The sequence below is a fragment of the Kribbella shirazensis genome (assembly GCF_011761605.1).
Classification (GTDB): Bacteria; Actinomycetota; Actinomycetes; order Propionibacteriales; family Kribbellaceae; genus Kribbella; species Kribbella shirazensis.
This window is the reverse complement of record NZ_JAASRO010000001.1, coordinates 7,542,511-7,557,637: the sequence shown is the minus strand read 5'-3', so window position 1 is coordinate 7,557,637 and position 15,127 is coordinate 7,542,511. Positions and strand designations below refer to the sequence as shown.

The window sequence follows — 15,127 nt, the reverse complement described above, 5'->3', positions numbered from 1 at the left end:
GCATGCGCATCATCGACGAGGAAGCCCTGAACGACATCACGACAGGCTCGACCGTCCTCGGCTCCGGCGGCGGTGGCGACCCGTACGTCGGCATGCTCCTGGCCCGGGACGCGATCCGCCGGTTCGGACCCGTCCAGCTGGTCGACGTGGACGAGGTGCCCGACACCGCGAACATGGTGTTCATCGCAGGCATCGGAGCTCCTGGTGTGCTGATCGAGAAGCTGCCGCGCGCTGCGGAGTACGAGAGGGTGCTGGGGCAGCTGGAGCGGTTCACCGGAACGACGTACGACTATGTCTGCCCCGCCGAAGCGGGTGGCCTGAACGCGGTCACGCCCTTCGCGACCGCCGCTGCCCGAGGACTCCCGGTCGTCGACGCCGACGGGATGGGCCGGGCGTTCCCGCACCTGGAGATGGTCACACCGACCCTGTACGGCGGATCGGCCACACCCTTCGTGATGGTCGACGAGCACGGCAACACGATGTTCCTGGAATCGACCAGCAACGCCTGGAGTGAGGAGTACGCACGGGCGGCTGTGCTGGCCAGCGGCGCGAACGCGGCGATGGCGCTGTACCCGATGACCGGGGCGGAGGCCAAGCAGCGGCTGGTGCGGGGTGCGCTGACGCTGGCGCAGGACCTCGGCCGGACGATCCGGGAAGCACGGGCCGCGCATACGTCGCCGGTCGACGCCGTACTCGAGCAGCAGGGCGGCGTCCTGCTGTTCACCGGAAAGGTGGAGGAGGTGGAGCGGCGCAACGAACGCGGCTGGACGATCGGCCAGGCGCACCTGAGTGGGCTGGACGGCGATCGCGACCACACGATGACGATCCACTTCCAGAACGAGAACCTCGCCGCCGAACGCGACGGCGCGATGGTCGCGACCAGCCCGGACCTGATCATGGCGCTGGAGCTCGACACCGGTACGCCGATCCCGGCCGAGGAGATCCGCTACGGCTACCGGGTCGCGGTGCTCGGTCTGCCCGCGGACCCGCACTGGCGGACAGCGGCCGGGATCGAGTTGGCCGGACCCCGCCGGTTCGGGTACGAGCACGACTACCGGCCCGTCGAGGAGTTCGCCGGATGACGCGCCTGGTGCTGCGCGGCGGCCTGGTCTTCGACGGCACCGGCGTACCGCCGTACCTGGCGGATGTCGCCGTCGAGGGGGAGCGGATCACCGAGGTCGGTACGGCGTTGGCCGGTGACGAGATCGTCGAGCTCGACGGTGCGCTGGTCGCCCCTGGGCTGATCGACTGTCATGTGCACACTGTGTTCGACGGGATGGATCTGGCGCGCATCCAGTCGCGGCCGTTCTCGCTGGAGTTCTTCGAGGCCGCGGCCAACCTCGGGCGGCTGCTCGGCAGTGGGGTGACGACCGTCCGGGACGCGGGTGGCGCGGATCTCGGGGTCAAGACTGCTGTCGAGACCGGGCTCGTGGACGGGCCGCGGATGCAGATCGCGGTGTCGGTGCTGAGTCAGACCGGTGGTCACGCCGACGGTTGGAACGTGCACGGGGACCTGCAGCGGCTGCTCGTGCCGCACCCCGGCCGGCCGGATTGCGTGGTCGACGGCGTGGACGCCATGCGCAAGCGGGTCCGCGAACTCGTTCGCGCCGGCGCCGACGTGATCAAGGTCTGTGCGTCGGGCGGCGTGATGTCGACGCGGGACGATCCACGGCATCCTCAGTTCACGTACGACGAGCTCGCAGCCTGCGTCGACGAGGCGGCGGCGGTAGAGCTGCCGGTGATGGCCCACGCCCACGGTGCCGCCGGGATCAAGCAGGCACTGCGGGCCGGGGTTCGCTCGATCGAGCACGGGGTCTTCCTCGACGATGAGTGCATCGACCTGTTCCTCGAGCGTGACGCGTGGCTGGTACCCACGCTGATGGCGCCGGCCTCGCTGGTCGAGGCCATCGACGCGGGCATGAGCGTCACGCCGGAGATCGAGACGAAAGCCAGGTCGATCGCGGCTACCCATCTGGACGCCGTGACCCGGGCCCACCAGGGCGGCGTACGGATCGCGATGGGCACCGACTCCGGGGTCTTCGCCCACGGCTCCAGCCCGGAGGAGCTGGCGTGGCTGGTCCGCGCCGGCCTCAGTCCTCAGGAGGCGTTGCTAGCGGCAACCTCCTCCGCGGCCGACCTCCTCGCCCTACCCGACGTCGGCCGCATCACTCCGAGGACGGTCGCCGATCTCGTGATCCTCGACGGCGACCCGTGGCAACTGGAGAAGTTCCGCGAGAACCTCCGCCTGGTCATCAAGTCCGGCCGCATCCGGCGGCCTGCGGATCAGACAGATGCCCGACACCCGGAATGATCTGACAGATCCAGGGAGGGCAGGCCGGCCGGCGTGGTCGAATTGGTGAGTAGTTAACGCAACATGCTGTGCTCTGTTGCTGCGGCGCCATTCGGCGTCGATGTACTCGGGCCGATCGTCCACCTGAGTATCGGAGCACACCATGCCCATCACTCCCGCTGGCCCGACCGATCCGGCAGCTTTCTCGCCGACGCGCCGCCATCTCCTCGGCCTGGCCGCCGGCATCGCCGCTCTCACCGCAGTGCCGGCCGAAGCTTCGGCCGCCGCCGCGAACTCGCCGCTGCTGCGGTTCGGCGTCATCGCGGACTGCCAGTACGCCGACAAGCCCGACGGGCCCGTTCGTCTCTACCGGCTGTCGGTCGACAAGTTGACGGAGGCCGTCTCCACGCTGAACGACGGCGATCTGCGCTTCTCGTTCCACCTCGGCGACATGGTCGACGAGTTCGCGGCGAGCTTCGACATGATCATGCCGATCTGGGACAAGCTGCGGATGCCCAAGATCCAGGTTCTCGGCAATCACGACTTCCAGTTGCCGCGCGAGCAACTTCTTCCGACGATGGGCATGCCGTCGTCGCACTACCAGTTCCGTCGCAACGGTTGGCGATTCATTGTGGTCGACACCAACGACATCAGCACCTACGGAAACCCCAAGGGATCCGAGAAGTACACCCTCGCCGAGAAGATGCGCGCCGACCTGCAAGCGGCGGGTAAGCCCAACGCCCAGACCTGGAACGGTGGCGTCGGCGCCGAGCAGTTCGCCTGGATCGAGGAGGTCCTCGAGCATGCCCGTCGTGCCGGCGACAAGGTCGTCCTCAACTCGCATCACCCGATCTACCCGCTGAACCAGCACAACGCCTACAACGACACTCAGCTCGTCGAGCTGGTGACTTCCTACGACAACGTCGTTGCCTGGTTCAACGGCCACAACCACGCCGGCAACTACGGCTTCACCGGTGGCAAGCACTTCATCACCTTCAAGGGCATGGTCGACACGACCGTGACGTCGTACGCGATGGTGCAGGCCTTCGAGGACCATCTCAAGATCGAAGGTTTCGGCCGCGAACCGACCCGCACCGTCCCGTTCGGGGCACCGGCCTACCAGGCCTGAGCCGCACAGCGCGCTCGGCAACTGGAGCCCGCCAGGCCTCCTCGCGGGCACTTACATGTCGGCGGCGCACGGATGTTCAGAGCCGTCAGAGTGCCGCGCGGGCGGCTTCGCGGGCGTGGCCGGGGTCGTCGGCCCCGAGGGCGGCGGCTGCTGCGGCGCGGCACTGGTCCAGGCTCACTGCCGCGAGCCGGGCACCGACGGCCGGCAGCGCAGCCGTTGCCGCTGACAACGAGGTGATGCCGAGTCCGGTCAGGACGCAGGCCAGCAAGGGATCGGCGGCCGCCTCGCCGCAGACGCCGACCGGCTTGCCGGCCACCTGACCGGCCCGGGCGACCTGTGCCACCAGGGCGAGATGCGCCGGCTGCCACGGATCCGTCAGTATCGCGAGCTCGGGGGAGAGCCGGTCCGCCGCCATCGTGTACTGCGTGAGGTCGTTGGTACCGATCGACAGAAAGCCGACGTGTGCGAGGACGCGATCGGCGAGCAGCGCGACGGCAGGCACCTCGACCATCACTCCGGCGACCAGCCCGCGAGCGTGGACCCGGTCGGCGAAGAATCGTGCGTCCGCGACGGTCGAGACCATCGGCGCCATCACCCAGGGCTGCTCGCCGGTACGTTCGGCCGCCTGGGCGATCGCGTCCAGCTGGCGGTCCAGGATTCCGGGGTCGGTGAACGCGAGCCGCAGTCCGCGGACCCCGAGTGCGGGGTTCGGCTCGTCGGTCGCGCCGGTGAAGGCGAGTGGTTTGTCCGAGCCGGCGTCCAGGGTTCGTACGACGACCTTTCGGCCGGCGAAGGCCCGCAGTACCTCGGCGTAGAGGTCGGCCTGTTCGTCGACGCTCGGCTCGGTCTCGCGGTTGAGGAAGGCCAGCTCGGTGCGGAAGAGTCCGACGCCTTCGGCCTGGCTGCCGGCGGCCTGCTGTGCGGACGCCGCGTCCTGCACGTTCGCGAGGATGCTGACGAGGTGGCCGTCGGCGGTCCGGCCGGGACCACGCCACGCATCGGTGGCGGCGCGCTGTGCGGCCGCGGTCCGGACCGCCGTGCGGGCCGCGAGCTCGTTCGGGGCGACCTCGACCTTCCCGGTCTCGCCGTTCACCAGAACCGGCGTACCCGGGGCGATCTCGGGGAGATCGGTCACCGCGACCACGCACGGGATGCCGAGCTGGCGGGCGATGATCGCGGTGTGGCTGGTCGGTCCGCCGAGCCGGGTCACGAGGGCGACGGTGAACTCGTCCAGACCGGCGGTGTCAGCGGGAGCGAGGTCGTCCGCGACGAGCACGGACGGGGCCGTCGGACGCGGTACGCCGGGCTCCGGGGCGCCGGTGAGTTCGGCGATGATCCGGTCGCGGATGTCGTGCAGGTCGGTCACTCGCTCGGCCATCAGCCCACCGAGCTGACCGAAGAGCGTGGCGAACTGCTCGGTGGCTTGCACGCAGGCGTGGACGGCGTCCGCACCGGTCTGGATCCGCTGGGCGGCTGCCGCGGCGAGACCGCGGTCCCGGGCCAGGTCGGCGGTCGCGCTCAGCACCTCGGCGGCTGCGCCGGAGGCCAGGCCGGCGCGTTCGGCGAGCCGTTCGGCGACGGTTGCGGCGGCTGCCTGGTATCGAGCGATCTGGGCCGGTCGATCGGGCTCGGCAACGGTGACCGGTTCCGGGACGGGCGGGCGTGGCGCGGGCCTGATCGCCGGGCCGTAGCCGACGCCCGGCACGACCGGAACGCCTTTCCACAGGGTGTCTGTCGGAGTGTTCATCGCGGTCCTCTGCATCCGGCGGGTTGCCAGGACGTTACGAACGAAGGTCTTGACATGTCAATAGACCGGGCGTAAAACCAATTAAAACCACACGAAATCCCAACGAAACGCAGATCGGGAGTCGACATGTACGCGGAGGAGCGGTTGGCGGCGATCGTCGGCAAGGTCCGCGATCAGGGTCGCGTCACGGTGAGTGGCATTGCCGCCGACCTCGGCGTCACCACGGAGACCGTGCGGCGGGATCTCGCCCAGCTCGAGCGCGGCGGCTTGTTGCGCCGCGTGCACGGCGGCGCCGTCTCGACCACCGCGCTGACCGTGATCGAGCCGGGTGTCGCCGAGCGCGACGCCACCAGCGCGGAGCAGAAGGACCGGATCGCCAAGGCCGCAATCGGCCTGCTGCCTGGCAACGGCGGGAGCATCCTGCTGGACGCCGGTACGACGACCGCGCGCATCGCCTCGCTCCTTCCGGTCGATCGGCGGCTGGTCGTCGTGACCAATGCGGTCCCGATCGCCGCCCGGCTCGGCGGGGCGGACAGTGTGCGACTGCACCTGCTCGGCGGCCGGGTCCGGGGCGAGACCCAGGCGGCGGTCGGCGAGCAGGCTGTCGGTGCGCTGGCGGATCTCCGGGTCGACCTGGCCTTCGTCGGAACCAACGCACTCACGGTCGACCACGGCCTGACCACGCCGGATCCGGACGAGGCCGCGGTGAAGCGGGCGATGGTCGCCGCTGCACACCAGGTCGTCGTGGTCGCCGACTCGTCGAAGATCGGCCACGAGCACCTGGTCAGGTTCGCGTCGATCGATGACATCGACGTCCTGATCACCGACGACGGCATCGACCGCACGGTGGTGCGCGAGTTGGAGCGGCGTGAGGTCGAGGTGGTGGTCGCATGATCGTCACGCTGACCGCGAACCCGAGCGTCGACCGAACCATCGAGCTGGCCGGCGAACTGCGCCGCGGCGAGGTCCTGCGCGCCGTCACAGTGCGCAGCGGCCCGGGCGGCAAGGGGGTGAACGTCGCCCGCGCGCTGGCCGGCGCCGGTGCGCCGACGGTCGCGGTCCTGCCGGCGAGGGGCGACGATGGCATGCTCGCGGCACTGCGGGAGCAGGCGGTCGCCTTCCACGCGGTCGACGTACCGCATCCTGTTCGGGTCAACGTCACCGTGGTCGAGCCGGACGGCACGACCACCAAGCTGAACGAGGCCGGCGCGCCGCTCGCCGACGATGTGCTCGACGCGCTGGTTGCCGCCGTACTCGATGAAGCGGCCGGTGCTCGGTGGGCGGTGCTGTCCGGTTCGTTACCGCCCGGGGTTCCGGACGACTGGTACGTCGGGCTCATCGCAGCACTGCGGGCGCGTGGCTGCGCGGTGGCTGTCGACACGTCCGGCGAGCCGTTGAAGGCCGTGGCCACCGCGGCGGTCCTACCGGATCTGCTCAAGCCGAACGCCGAGGAGCTCGCGGAGCTCACCGGCCTCGATGTCGCCAAGCTCGAGTCCGATGCGGAATGTGTCGCCGATGCGGCGCGGGCGCTGATCGCCCGTGGTGCTGGTGCCGTGCTCGCGACGCTCGGTCGGCACGGCGCCGTACTGGTCGACGGCGACGGTGCGGCGTACTTCGGTCAGGCCGGCGCCGTCGTACCGATCAACACCGTCGGCGCGGGGGATGCCACGCTTTCCGGCTACTTGCTCGCCGACCTGGCCGGTGCGGGGCCGGCCGATCGGTTGCGTCAGGCGGTCGCCTTCGGGGCCGCCGCTGTCCAGCTCGCCGGGTCCGCGATGCCGCGGCCGGGCGATCTCCGTCCTGACGGCGTCAGCGTCGTCGCCCTGGCTCCGCGTCCCGTCGCGTCGTGACGCGGCCGAGAGGAACCCCCATGTCTCAGATCATCCAGGCCGACCTCGTCGTCCTCGACGAGAACCTCGGTACTACGTCGCACGACGTGATCCGTCAGCTCGCCACCCGTGTGGTGGCGGCCGGTCGCGCGACCGACGTCGACGGCTTGTACGGCGACGCGCTGGCCCGCGAAGGACAAGCGGCCACCGGGCTGCCCGGTGGAATCGGCATTCCGCACTGCCGGTCGGAGTCTGTGTCCGAGCCGACGCTGGCGTTCGCTCGGCTCAAGCCCGGAGTGGACTTCGGCGCGCCGGACGGGCCGGCGGACATTGTCTTCCTGATCGCGGCGCCCGCTGGTGGGGACGCCGACCATCTGACCCTGCTCACAGCGCTCGCGAGGTCGCTGGTGAAGCCGGAGTTCACGGCCGCGCTGCGTGCTGCGGATTCGCCGGATGAGCTTGTCTCCTTGGTCCAGGCAGCCGTCGCTCCTGCCGAACAGCCCACAACCCCAGCCGCCGACGCTCCTGCCGACACGGCCGCGGCGGCCGCTGACGAGGCGCCGGCCGCCGAGCGGCACCTGGTCGCCGTGACAGCATGCCCGACCGGGATCGCGCACACTTACATGGCGGCGGACTCGCTGGTCGCCGCCGGCGAGCGAGCAGGCGTCAAGGTACACGTCGAGACGCAGGGATCGGGCGCGTCGACCCCGCTGCCCGCCGACGTCATCGCGTCCGCGGAGGCGGTCATCTTCGCCACCGACGTCGGGGTGAAGGACCGCGGCCGGTTCGCCGGCAAACCTGTGGTCGCGTCCGGTGTGAAGCGGGCAATCAACGAACCGGACGCGATGGTCGCCGATGCACTCGAGGCCGCGAGCGACCCGGATGCGCCCAAAGTCGAAGGTGCAGCCTCCGCCGAGTCCCGGAAGGACATGCGCTCGGGCAATGTCTCCTGGGCGGTGCGGCTGCGCCAGATCTTGCTGACCGGCGTCAGTTACATGATCCCGTTCGTCGCCGCCGGCGGTTTGCTGATCGCCCTCGGCTTCCTGCTCGGTGGCTACCGGATCAACGCGTCGGCGGCCGACATCGTGGCGAAGAACTCGCTGGCCGACCTGCCGGCCGGCGGCCTCGATCAGTACCTCGGGGCGGTTCTGTTCAGTCTCGGTGCGCTCGCTTTCGGCTTCCTGGTTCCGGCGCTCGCGGGCTACATCGCCTTCGCGATCGCCGACCGGCCCGGCATCGCGCCGGGCTTCACCGTCGGCGTGGTCGCGACGACGGTCGGCGCGGGGTTCATCGGCGGAATCGTCGGTGGTCTACTGGCCGGCTTCGCCGCCTTGTGGATCAGCAGGCTGAAGGTCCCGGCGTGGGGCCGCGGACTGATGCCGGTCGTGGTGATCCCGCTCGGCGCGTCGTTGTTCGCCGGTGGGCTGATGTTCCTGGTCCTCGGCCGGCCGCTGGCCGCGATCACCTCAGGCCTGGAGAGCTGGCTGAACGGGCTGTCCGGTTCATCGGCGATCGTGCTCGGCATCGTGCTGGGCCTGATGATGGCGTTCGACATGGGGGGTCCGGTGAACAAGGCGGCGTACGCCTTCGCGACTGCCGGCCTGTCGGTCGACAACCCCGCCTCGCTGAAGGTGATGGCCGCCGTGATGGCGGCCGGGATGGTGCCGCCGCTGGCGCTCGCACTGGCCACCGCCGTCCGCCCGAAGCTGTTCAGCCCGGCCGAACGGGAGAACGGGAAAGCCGCTTGGTTGCTCGGGGCATCTTTCATCTCCGAGGGCGCGATCCCGTTCGCGGCCGCCGATCCACTGCGCGTGATCCCGTCGATCATGATCGGCTCCGCCGCCACCGGTGCGCTGGTGATGGCCGGCGGGGTGACCCTGTCGGCACCGCACGGCGGCATCTTCGTCTTCTTCGCGATCGGCCACGTCGCGGTCTTCGTCCTGGCGCTCGTCGCCGGTGCCGCAGTCGGTGCGGTGGCCGTGTCGATCGCCAAACAGCTCGGACGCAAGTCGTCCACCACCACGACCCCGGCCGCCGTCGCGGCCTGAAAAGGAGTTCCGATGTCCAGCACCACGATCGCTGTCGGCTCAGCCGTCGGCCTGCACGCCCGCCCCGCGGCCGTCATCGCGGCCGCCGTAACCGAAGCCGGCGTACCGGTGACACTCGCAACGAACGGCGGCGTACCGGTGGACGCCGGCTCCGCCCTGCTCATCATGACGCTCGGCGCCAAGTACGGCGACGACGTCACGGTGACCTGCGCCGACGAAGCAGTCCTGCGCAAAGTGGTCGACTTGGTCGCAGCCGACCTCGACGCCTGATGGATGTGTCAAGCGGCCAGCGCGGCGGGTGGTCTGCGGTCATAGCGTCGTCGGTCACGTAGGAGTGCTGGTATCACGCGAAGGTGTCTGCCTGCTGTCGCCGGGGGAGTCTTGCTGGTGCATGGCCTCACCGTCGTTCGGTGGGCTAGGCTGCCGGCCACCTGCCCTCGGGGGCGGCGGCAGCCCTGCACATCCGAGGTACTGGTCTTGAGCAATCCGGCGGTCGCGCGGCGCGACGAAATCCTGCCCGCGCATCCCATCGAGGACGAACCGTTCGGCTCGACATCGTCCCACCCGATGCCGAGTGCGGCCTGGGCTCGGCGAGTCTGGTTGCCTGTGCCGTGGGTCGCGACGGGCCTCGGCTGCGCGTCCATCGCCGTACTCGCAGCGGCCCGTCCGGCCGCGCCAGGAGCGGTAGCAGATGCCCCGCTGATCGGACTGCTGTCCGCGGTCGCGCGAGTGACCGGGTATGTCGGCCTCATGCTCTTCGTCGGTACCCTCGCGGTTTGGCTGCTGGTGTGGCCTTCCGGGCGTAGTGACCGCAGGCTGATCGGACTTGCCGGATCCGGCCTGCTGCTCGTCGCCCTGTCCGGACTCGTCGGAATGAGTGGGATCCTCGCAGGTTCCGCGACCGGCTCGGTGGATACGTCGGAGTTGGCGAGCTTCACCTCAGTGACCGACTTGCTGCTGCAGCGTCCGGCCGCTCCGCTGCTCGCCAGGTTTGCGATCTCTGCTGTCGGGGTGGTCTGGCTGGGAAATCACGTCCGGTCCCGTGTCTCCGGCCGCGGCGGTGTCGGTCACGGCACTGCCGCTGCGCTGACTGTGCTGGCGCTGATCCTGACCGTCATCGCTGCGCGGCCTGATCCGTTGTCGCTGACTGCGACGACCCTGACCGAGCTCCACGTGCTCGCCGCGGCGGGATGGGTCGGTGGCCTGGCCGTTCTGGCCGTCGGTGTCGTGCCACGCCGCGACCCGTCGGCGCTACACGCGACGCTCGGAAGCTTCTCGTGGCTGTCGATGGCCAGTGTCCTGATCCTCGCCGTGACGGGCACCGTTCACGCGTTCATGCACGCAGGCGGGCTCGGGCCCTTGATCGCTTCCGCCTACGGCGCCGCCCTGCTTGCCAAGCTGCTGGCCGTCGCCGGCATGCTGCTGGCCGCTACCGGAAGCCACCATTACGTAAGCCGCCTGCGTTCGCGTCCCTGCCCGGTACAGGTCATCGCCCTCTGCATCGGCGCGGAACTCGCGCTCGGCGTCGCCGCCCTGGCACTCACCTCGACGCTCGTCGCCGCCGCCACCCGAACCTAGCGATTTCGCGCCTCAGTCGAAGAACGCGTCGCGGTGCGAAGACCGTGGCTCGCATCCCACCGCGGAGGGGTGATCCCGGCAACGGCTCAGGTCATGGCCTCTGTTGGGAGGTCGGGATGATTGGGGTAGCGCTGAGCGAGGATGCACAGGGTGTAGCACGGATCGCCACAGGTTCCGTCGTGGTGGTCGTCGTGGTCGTGGTGGTCGTGGTGGCGGTGGGTCTCGACCAGCCGGCGTCGCGCTCGGGCCTCAGCCTGCGCTGCCTCCGGGCCGTTCACGGCTCGGACTTCGTCCTCGGCGATACGTGCCAGCAGAAAGCTGGCGAGACGACTGTTGGCCGTCGTCTCCGCAGTACCGGCAACCTGCCCACCCCTGTCGCGCGAACCGACGTCCATGCTTCCCCCAGTCGCTGCAATCGATCTCGATGGAGGGGTTCCCGGCTGTCGAGTCGGGGAAACATCGCATCATTCGGACGTACAGAGGGTCACGAATCCGGCTCCTGGGCGAGGGAGGGAATGAACAGCGCCACTGCCGTTTGAAACGGTCAATGGGAAGGGCCCGAGATGCATGTCGGGTCGTGGATGCCGTCGGGTCGGTGTCGGTCAGGTCGGTCGGGTCAGGTCAGGCGTTTGCGGCGGCGGTCCGGCCGGCCGGTGCTCGCCCGGACGATCCGCTCGGCCGGCACCAGGGCGCTCCCGGTGCCGTCAGAGTGCAGTTCGATGCGGCGGACCAGGACCTCGAGGCAGCGGCGGCCGACCTCGCCGAAGTCCTGCCGGACCGTCGTCAGCGGGGGACTGAAGAACTCCGCCTCCGGGATGTCCGTGCCAGACCGTGGCGTGCCCGAGATCCAGCAGATGCTCGACCGCCTGCCGGGCGCCGTCGGCCTGATCGACACTCACCGCCGGACCGCCGGCGGCGCGTCCGCCTTCGACCGCGACCGCCGGTACGCCGATGGGTACGTCGGCCAGGGCGCGCGCCGCCGAGCGTTGCGGCGCGACCACGACGATTCCGTCGACGCCGCGGTCTGTCAGGTAGCCGATGGCCTCCCGGACGCTGCTCCGGGTGAGCTTCTTCAGGCTGACGACGCTGACGAAGTACCCGGCCGCACGCGCGGCCTGCTCGATGCCGTAGACGGTGCTCGCCGGACCGAAGAGGGTGGTGTCGAAGCTGACCACGCCGAGCGTGCGGGTGTGGCGCATGACGAGAGCGCGAGCCGCGAAGTTCCGCCGGTACCCGAGGTCCTCGATCGCGCGCAGCACCCGCTCACGAGTATCGCTGCGAACGTTCGGGTGATCGTTCAGGACGCGGGATACCGTCTGGTGGGAGACGCCGGCGCGGCGCGCGACGTCGGCCATCACCGGCATCCGTCGCTGTGTGTCCGCAGAGGTGCTCATCGTGGCTCCGTTCTGGACCTCTCCGAGCACCGGCCGGATCGCGGTCTTCCTCCAGAACCGCAGTACCGACGGCCCCGTGGAACTCACACTGGACCTGCGCAGTACGGCCGTGAGCGACGTACTGACCGCCGTCAGCCTGTATGACGACGACCGCTTCGCGACCAACACCGCCAACCAACCGAACCGCGTCGAACCCCGCCCGAACACCACAGTCCGCGTCGACCAGGGCCGCGTCACCCTCACCCTTCCACCCATCTCCTGGACAGCAGTCCAACTGGCCGTCAGCTGACCCGATCAGTGCGCATTGCTGTTCGCGCGCCTGAGGAGCAGGACCCCGAGCGCGATCAGCCACAGTGCCCACAGATAGCTTCCGAGGAGCCCGCCCACGTCCCAGACAGGGAACCCGGAGATGGCGGTGGCGAGAATGTCGCCCTGGTTGGTGAGGTACACGGCGCTGGCGAGCAGGCCGAGCCAGCCGGCCCAGGCGGGCATCAGGTGGGAGCGCAAGATGATGATGCTGACGGTGACTGACCAGCCGATGGCCAGAAGCTGACCGAGGTGCTCGCCCAGGAGCGCACCGCCGTACTGGTGCTGGGCAGTCCAGGCCGCGGCCACCGCCGCGCGGGTGCCTTCGTCGCCATTCATGTACGAATCGGCCAAGGCCGGCGCGACGAAGACCCATCGCAGGAACCCGATCAGCGCCAGCAAGACAGACGCAGCTCCCAGGTACGTCGCTACTCGCAGCGCGGGGTCGCCGCGGCGAGCCAACGCGGCCGGCAGCAACAAGATCGGGACCGCCAGCACGGCGTACGTCCAGGCGACCGCGAACCAGGTCCACACCAGACTCGCCCCACCCGCCGCGACTCTGGGCAGTACCACGTCCGCAGGCGCCCGCAGGATGTCGGGCCAGTCGAACGTCATCGCCAAGACCGTCGCCGCGATCGCGAAAGCTACGGTAGACGCGATGAACAGGCTCCCCGTCACAACGACAGTTCTGCGTCGCGCCCCGGCCGGTGACAGCCGCTCTGTGACCTCACTGATGTGCTGCTGAGTACTGATTGTGCCCATGCGAACAGCCCCCCAGACACGGACCCGAACTGCGGCAACCCCGACGAGTCACTGATCGCAAGATCTGGTCACGCTGCCACCAGCATGTGCCTGTCCGTCAGCCCTGTCCATCGCCGGTCCATCGCCTGCCCGAGCAGGATCGGGCAGGCGCAGCTGGTCACAGCGCCGATCAGAGCAGGCCTGCGTCGTGGATGCGGTTGGCGATCTGGACGCGGTTGGTGGCTTGGAGTTTGATCATGATCCGGGAGACGTGTGCTTTGACGGTGGCCATGCTCAGGTAGAGCTCTTCGGCGATTTCGGCGTTGACCTTGCCTGCGCTGACCGCGATGGCCACGTCGCGTTCGCGGGTGGTGAGGGTCTGGGCCAGTGCCTGGGCGTCGAGGACGCGTTGGGGTTCTGGCTCGTCCGTGCCGAGGCCGGCGATGAGTTGGGCGGTCACGGTGGGGGAGAGCATGTGTTCGCCGGCGGCGACCTTGTGTACCGCCTGGACGATCTGTGCGGGTGGTGTGTGTTTGAGCAGGAAGCCGCTGGCTCCGCCGCGGAGTGCCCGGAGTACGTGGTCGTCGGCGTCGAACGTTGTCAGCACGATCACCTTGGGTGGTGTGGGTCGTTCCATGAGCCGGGCGAGGGCCTCGAGGCCGTCGAGTCGTGGCATGCGGATGTCCATCAGGACGACGTCGGGCGCGACGCGTGAGATGAGTTCGAGCCCGGGCTGGCCGTCGTCGGCTTCGCCGGCGAGTTCGATGGTGGCGTCGGCGCGCAGGATCATCGCGAGCGCGGCGCGCACGAGGGCGTCGTCGTCGATGATGACGACCCGGACGGGGCTTGCGGCTGACTCGTTCATGCGGGCCACGGCAGCCAGGCGCGGACGACGAAGTGCCCGTTGAGGCTCAGGTGTTCGAGGCGGCCACCGATCAGCTCGGCGCGTTCGGTCAGTCCGAGCAGTCCGAGGCCGGAGCCGGGCGTCGGGCTCACCGCGGAGCCGAGCCGCAGCGGGTTGCGGATCTCGAGCACCAACTGTCCGCCCGGGTGGCCGCTGAGGGTGACGTCGACCGCCGTGTCCGGGGCGTGTTTGCGGGCGTTCGTCAGGCTCTCCTGGATCATTCGGTAGGCGCCGCGGCCGATTGCGTCGGGCGGTTCCGCAAGGTTGTCGACCTGGTTGTGCAACCGGACCTTGGTGCCGGAACCGATGGCGTCTTGGACCAGTGCGGGTAGGTCGGCGAGCGTGGGTTGCGGACGCTCTGGTGGTGCGTCGGTCTCGAGTGTTCGGAGTACTCCGAGGATCGCGTGCAGGTCCTGCAGAGCAAGGTGGGCGCTCTTGCGGGTGATGGCTGCCGCCTGTGCGACCTCGGCGTCGCTCAGGCCGCGGCAGTACTCCAGAGCACCGGCGTGCAGGGCCACGAGCGACAGTCGATGTGCCAGGGCGTCGTGCATTTCGCGGGCGATCCGGGCGCGCTCGGTCGCCTGTGCCTGCCCGACGCGCAGGCTCTGCTCCCGTTCGGCGCGATCGGCTCGTTCCCGGAGCGTGGCGAGCAGGTCGCGGCGTGCCCCGACGTACATGCCGGGAGCGATCACGGCGCTCACGAAGACGATCGTGAACAGCAGCGAGAAGAGCACCGAGTCTTCGGCGCCGGGATGGGTCTCGAAGAACACGACAGAGGCGACGAACCCCACCACCGCGACCGGGACGATCTCGCGCCACCGCCGGCGAGTTGCCAGCGACATCGTGGCGACCACGACTGCCCCCGATGCGGCCGTCGAAAGGGTGCCGAGGGCGTTGACGACCAGCGCGACGACGAGCGGATGGCTGCGTCTCCAACGCAGCAGGATCACGCCGACGGCTCCGAGCAGGAGATCGATGATCCAGAGGGCACGAATCTCACCGGCGTACGTGCCGTAGTAACTGGTCACCCAGAAACCTGCGCCGGCGACGATGGCGAAGAGGTAGCGCCACGTCGACTGCCAGTGGCTCAGCGGAGGTGGTGGTACCGCTCGGAAAGCGTCCACCTGTCCAACGTACGGGAGGGACGTAGTTATTGGCAGG

At 69.5% G+C, this 15,127-nt stretch carries 16 protein-coding genes; 9 read left to right on the top strand and 7 right to left on the bottom strand.

Annotated features, from left to right (window positions below):
• Positions 1–2: 2 nt before the first annotated feature.
• From BJY22_RS35975 to BJY22_RS35965, 3 genes are all read left to right on the top strand, one after another.
• Entirely contained in the window at positions 3–1,082 is a 1,080-nt protein-coding gene (locus tag BJY22_RS35975) for a DUF917 domain-containing protein (RefSeq protein WP_167216042.1), read from the top strand.
• Positions 1,079–2,311, top strand: coding sequence for a metal-dependent hydrolase family protein (locus BJY22_RS35970; protein WP_167216040.1), 1,233 nt, complete (start codon positions 1,079–1,081; stop codon positions 2,309–2,311). Before BJY22_RS35975 ends, BJY22_RS35970 begins: the two co-directional genes overlap by 4 nt.
• 142 nt (positions 2,312–2,453) lie before the next feature.
• Positions 2,454–3,419 carry a metallophosphoesterase gene (locus BJY22_RS35965; RefSeq protein WP_167216038.1) on the top strand — a complete coding sequence of 322 codons (966 nt, stop codon included), beginning with the start codon at positions 2,454–2,456 and terminating at the stop codon, positions 3,417–3,419.
• A gap of 85 nt (positions 3,420–3,504) precedes the next feature.
• On the opposite strand, the gene BJY22_RS35960 is transcribed toward BJY22_RS35965, so the two are convergent.
• On the bottom strand, positions 3,505–5,166 hold the full coding sequence (locus tag BJY22_RS35960) for a phosphoenolpyruvate--protein phosphotransferase (RefSeq protein WP_202891423.1): 1,662 nt from the start codon (positions 5,164–5,166) through the stop codon (positions 3,505–3,507).
• A 126-nt stretch (positions 5,167–5,292) separates the two neighbouring features.
• Between BJY22_RS35960 and BJY22_RS35955 the strand changes: the two genes are divergently transcribed.
• The 5 genes from BJY22_RS35955 to BJY22_RS35935 all read left to right on the top strand — a co-directional run bounded on the left by BJY22_RS35955 (position 5,293) and on the right by BJY22_RS35935 (position 10,621).
• Positions 5,293–6,060, top strand: a complete 768-nt coding sequence (locus tag BJY22_RS35955) for a DeoR/GlpR family DNA-binding transcription regulator (protein WP_167216034.1) — start codon at positions 5,293–5,295, stop codon at positions 6,058–6,060.
• Positions 6,057–7,016: a 1-phosphofructokinase family hexose kinase gene (locus BJY22_RS35950; protein WP_167216032.1), complete on the top strand. Its 960-nt coding sequence runs from the start codon at positions 6,057–6,059 to the stop codon at positions 7,014–7,016. Before BJY22_RS35955 ends, BJY22_RS35950 begins: the two co-directional genes overlap by 4 nt.
• A 20-nt stretch (positions 7,017–7,036) precedes the next feature.
• On the top strand, positions 7,037–9,043 hold the full coding sequence (locus tag BJY22_RS35945; RefSeq protein ID WP_167216030.1) for a PTS fructose transporter subunit IIABC: 2,007 nt from the start codon (positions 7,037–7,039) through the stop codon (positions 9,041–9,043).
• A 12-nt stretch (positions 9,044–9,055) separates the two neighbouring features.
• A complete protein-coding gene (locus tag BJY22_RS35940) occupies positions 9,056–9,313 on the top strand; it encodes an HPr family phosphocarrier protein (protein WP_167216028.1) in 258 nt (85 codons plus the stop codon).
• Positions 9,314–9,520: 207 nt separating this feature from the next.
• Positions 9,521–10,621: a CopD family protein gene (locus tag BJY22_RS35935; protein WP_167216026.1), complete on the top strand. Its 1,101-nt coding sequence runs from the start codon at positions 9,521–9,523 to the stop codon at positions 10,619–10,621.
• An 86-nt stretch (positions 10,622–10,707) separates the two neighbouring features.
• On the opposite strand, the gene BJY22_RS35930 is transcribed toward BJY22_RS35935, so the two are convergent.
• From BJY22_RS35930 to BJY22_RS35925, 3 genes are all read right to left on the bottom strand, one after another.
• A complete protein-coding gene (locus tag BJY22_RS35930; RefSeq protein WP_167216024.1) occupies positions 10,708–11,016 on the bottom strand; it encodes a hypothetical protein in 309 nt (102 codons plus the stop codon).
• 221 nt (positions 11,017–11,237) lie between these two features.
• Positions 11,238–11,408, bottom strand: coding sequence for a hypothetical protein (locus BJY22_RS43365; protein ID WP_420371442.1), 171 nt, complete (start codon positions 11,406–11,408; stop codon positions 11,238–11,240).
• Positions 11,326–12,015 carry a LacI family DNA-binding transcriptional regulator gene (locus tag BJY22_RS35925; RefSeq protein ID WP_202891422.1) on the bottom strand — a complete coding sequence of 230 codons (690 nt, stop codon included), beginning with the start codon at positions 12,013–12,015 and terminating at the stop codon, positions 11,326–11,328. Before BJY22_RS35925 ends, BJY22_RS43365 begins: the two co-directional genes overlap by 83 nt.
• 1 nt (position 12,016) lies before the next feature.
• Between BJY22_RS35925 and BJY22_RS35920 the strand changes: the two genes are divergently transcribed.
• Positions 12,017–12,304 carry an alpha-L-arabinofuranosidase C-terminal domain-containing protein gene (locus BJY22_RS35920; protein ID WP_167216022.1) on the top strand — a complete coding sequence of 96 codons (288 nt, stop codon included), beginning with the start codon at positions 12,017–12,019 and terminating at the stop codon, positions 12,302–12,304.
• Between the two features lie 5 nt (positions 12,305–12,309).
• Here BJY22_RS35920 and BJY22_RS35915 read toward each other — a convergent pair whose 3' ends face one another.
• The 3 genes from BJY22_RS35915 to BJY22_RS43165 all read right to left on the bottom strand — a co-directional run bounded on the left by BJY22_RS35915 (position 12,310) and on the right by BJY22_RS43165 (position 15,090).
• Positions 12,310–13,083 (bottom strand): DUF4386 domain-containing protein, encoded by a 774-nt coding sequence (locus BJY22_RS35915; RefSeq protein ID WP_167216020.1) that lies wholly within the window; start codon positions 13,081–13,083, stop codon positions 12,310–12,312.
• A gap of 169 nt (positions 13,084–13,252) precedes the next feature.
• On the bottom strand, positions 13,253–13,927 hold the full coding sequence (locus tag BJY22_RS35910; RefSeq protein ID WP_167216018.1) for a response regulator: 675 nt from the start codon (positions 13,925–13,927) through the stop codon (positions 13,253–13,255).
• The gene (locus BJY22_RS43165; RefSeq protein WP_167216016.1) at positions 13,924–15,090 is read right to left on the bottom strand and encodes a histidine kinase; all 1,167 of its coding nucleotides are present in this window, start codon (positions 15,088–15,090) and stop codon (positions 13,924–13,926) included. The genes BJY22_RS35910 and BJY22_RS43165 overlap by 4 nt, the downstream gene beginning before the upstream one ends.
• Positions 15,091–15,127 lie beyond the last annotated feature (37 nt).

Coding starts and splice junctions, on each gene's coding strand:
- BJY22_RS35925 (WP_202891422.1), bottom strand. CDS start 12,015: ATGAGCACCTCTGCGGACACACAGCGACGGATGCCGGTGATGGCCGAC.
- BJY22_RS35940 (WP_167216028.1), top strand. CDS start 9,056: ATGTCCAGCACCACGATCGCTGTCGGCTCAGCCGTCGGCCTGCACGCC.
- BJY22_RS35970 (WP_167216040.1), top strand. CDS start 1,079: ATGACGCGCCTGGTGCTGCGCGGCGGCCTGGTCTTCGACGGCACCGGC.
- BJY22_RS35955 (WP_167216034.1), top strand. CDS start 5,293: ATGTACGCGGAGGAGCGGTTGGCGGCGATCGTCGGCAAGGTCCGCGAT.
- BJY22_RS35930 (WP_167216024.1), bottom strand. CDS start 11,016: ATGGACGTCGGTTCGCGCGACAGGGGTGGGCAGGTTGCCGGTACTGCG.
- BJY22_RS35945 (WP_167216030.1), top strand. CDS start 7,037: ATGTCTCAGATCATCCAGGCCGACCTCGTCGTCCTCGACGAGAACCTC.
- BJY22_RS35960 (WP_202891423.1), bottom strand. CDS start 5,166: ATGAACACTCCGACAGACACCCTGTGGAAAGGCGTTCCGGTCGTGCCG.
- BJY22_RS35950 (WP_167216032.1), top strand. CDS start 6,057: ATGATCGTCACGCTGACCGCGAACCCGAGCGTCGACCGAACCATCGAG.
- BJY22_RS35965 (WP_167216038.1), top strand. CDS start 2,454: ATGCCCATCACTCCCGCTGGCCCGACCGATCCGGCAGCTTTCTCGCCG.
- BJY22_RS35915 (WP_167216020.1), bottom strand. CDS start 13,083: ATGGGCACAATCAGTACTCAGCAGCACATCAGTGAGGTCACAGAGCGG.
- BJY22_RS35910 (WP_167216018.1), bottom strand. CDS start 13,927: ATGAACGAGTCAGCCGCAAGCCCCGTCCGGGTCGTCATCATCGACGAC.
- BJY22_RS35975 (WP_167216042.1), top strand. CDS start 3: ATGCGCATCATCGACGAGGAAGCCCTGAACGACATCACGACAGGCTCG.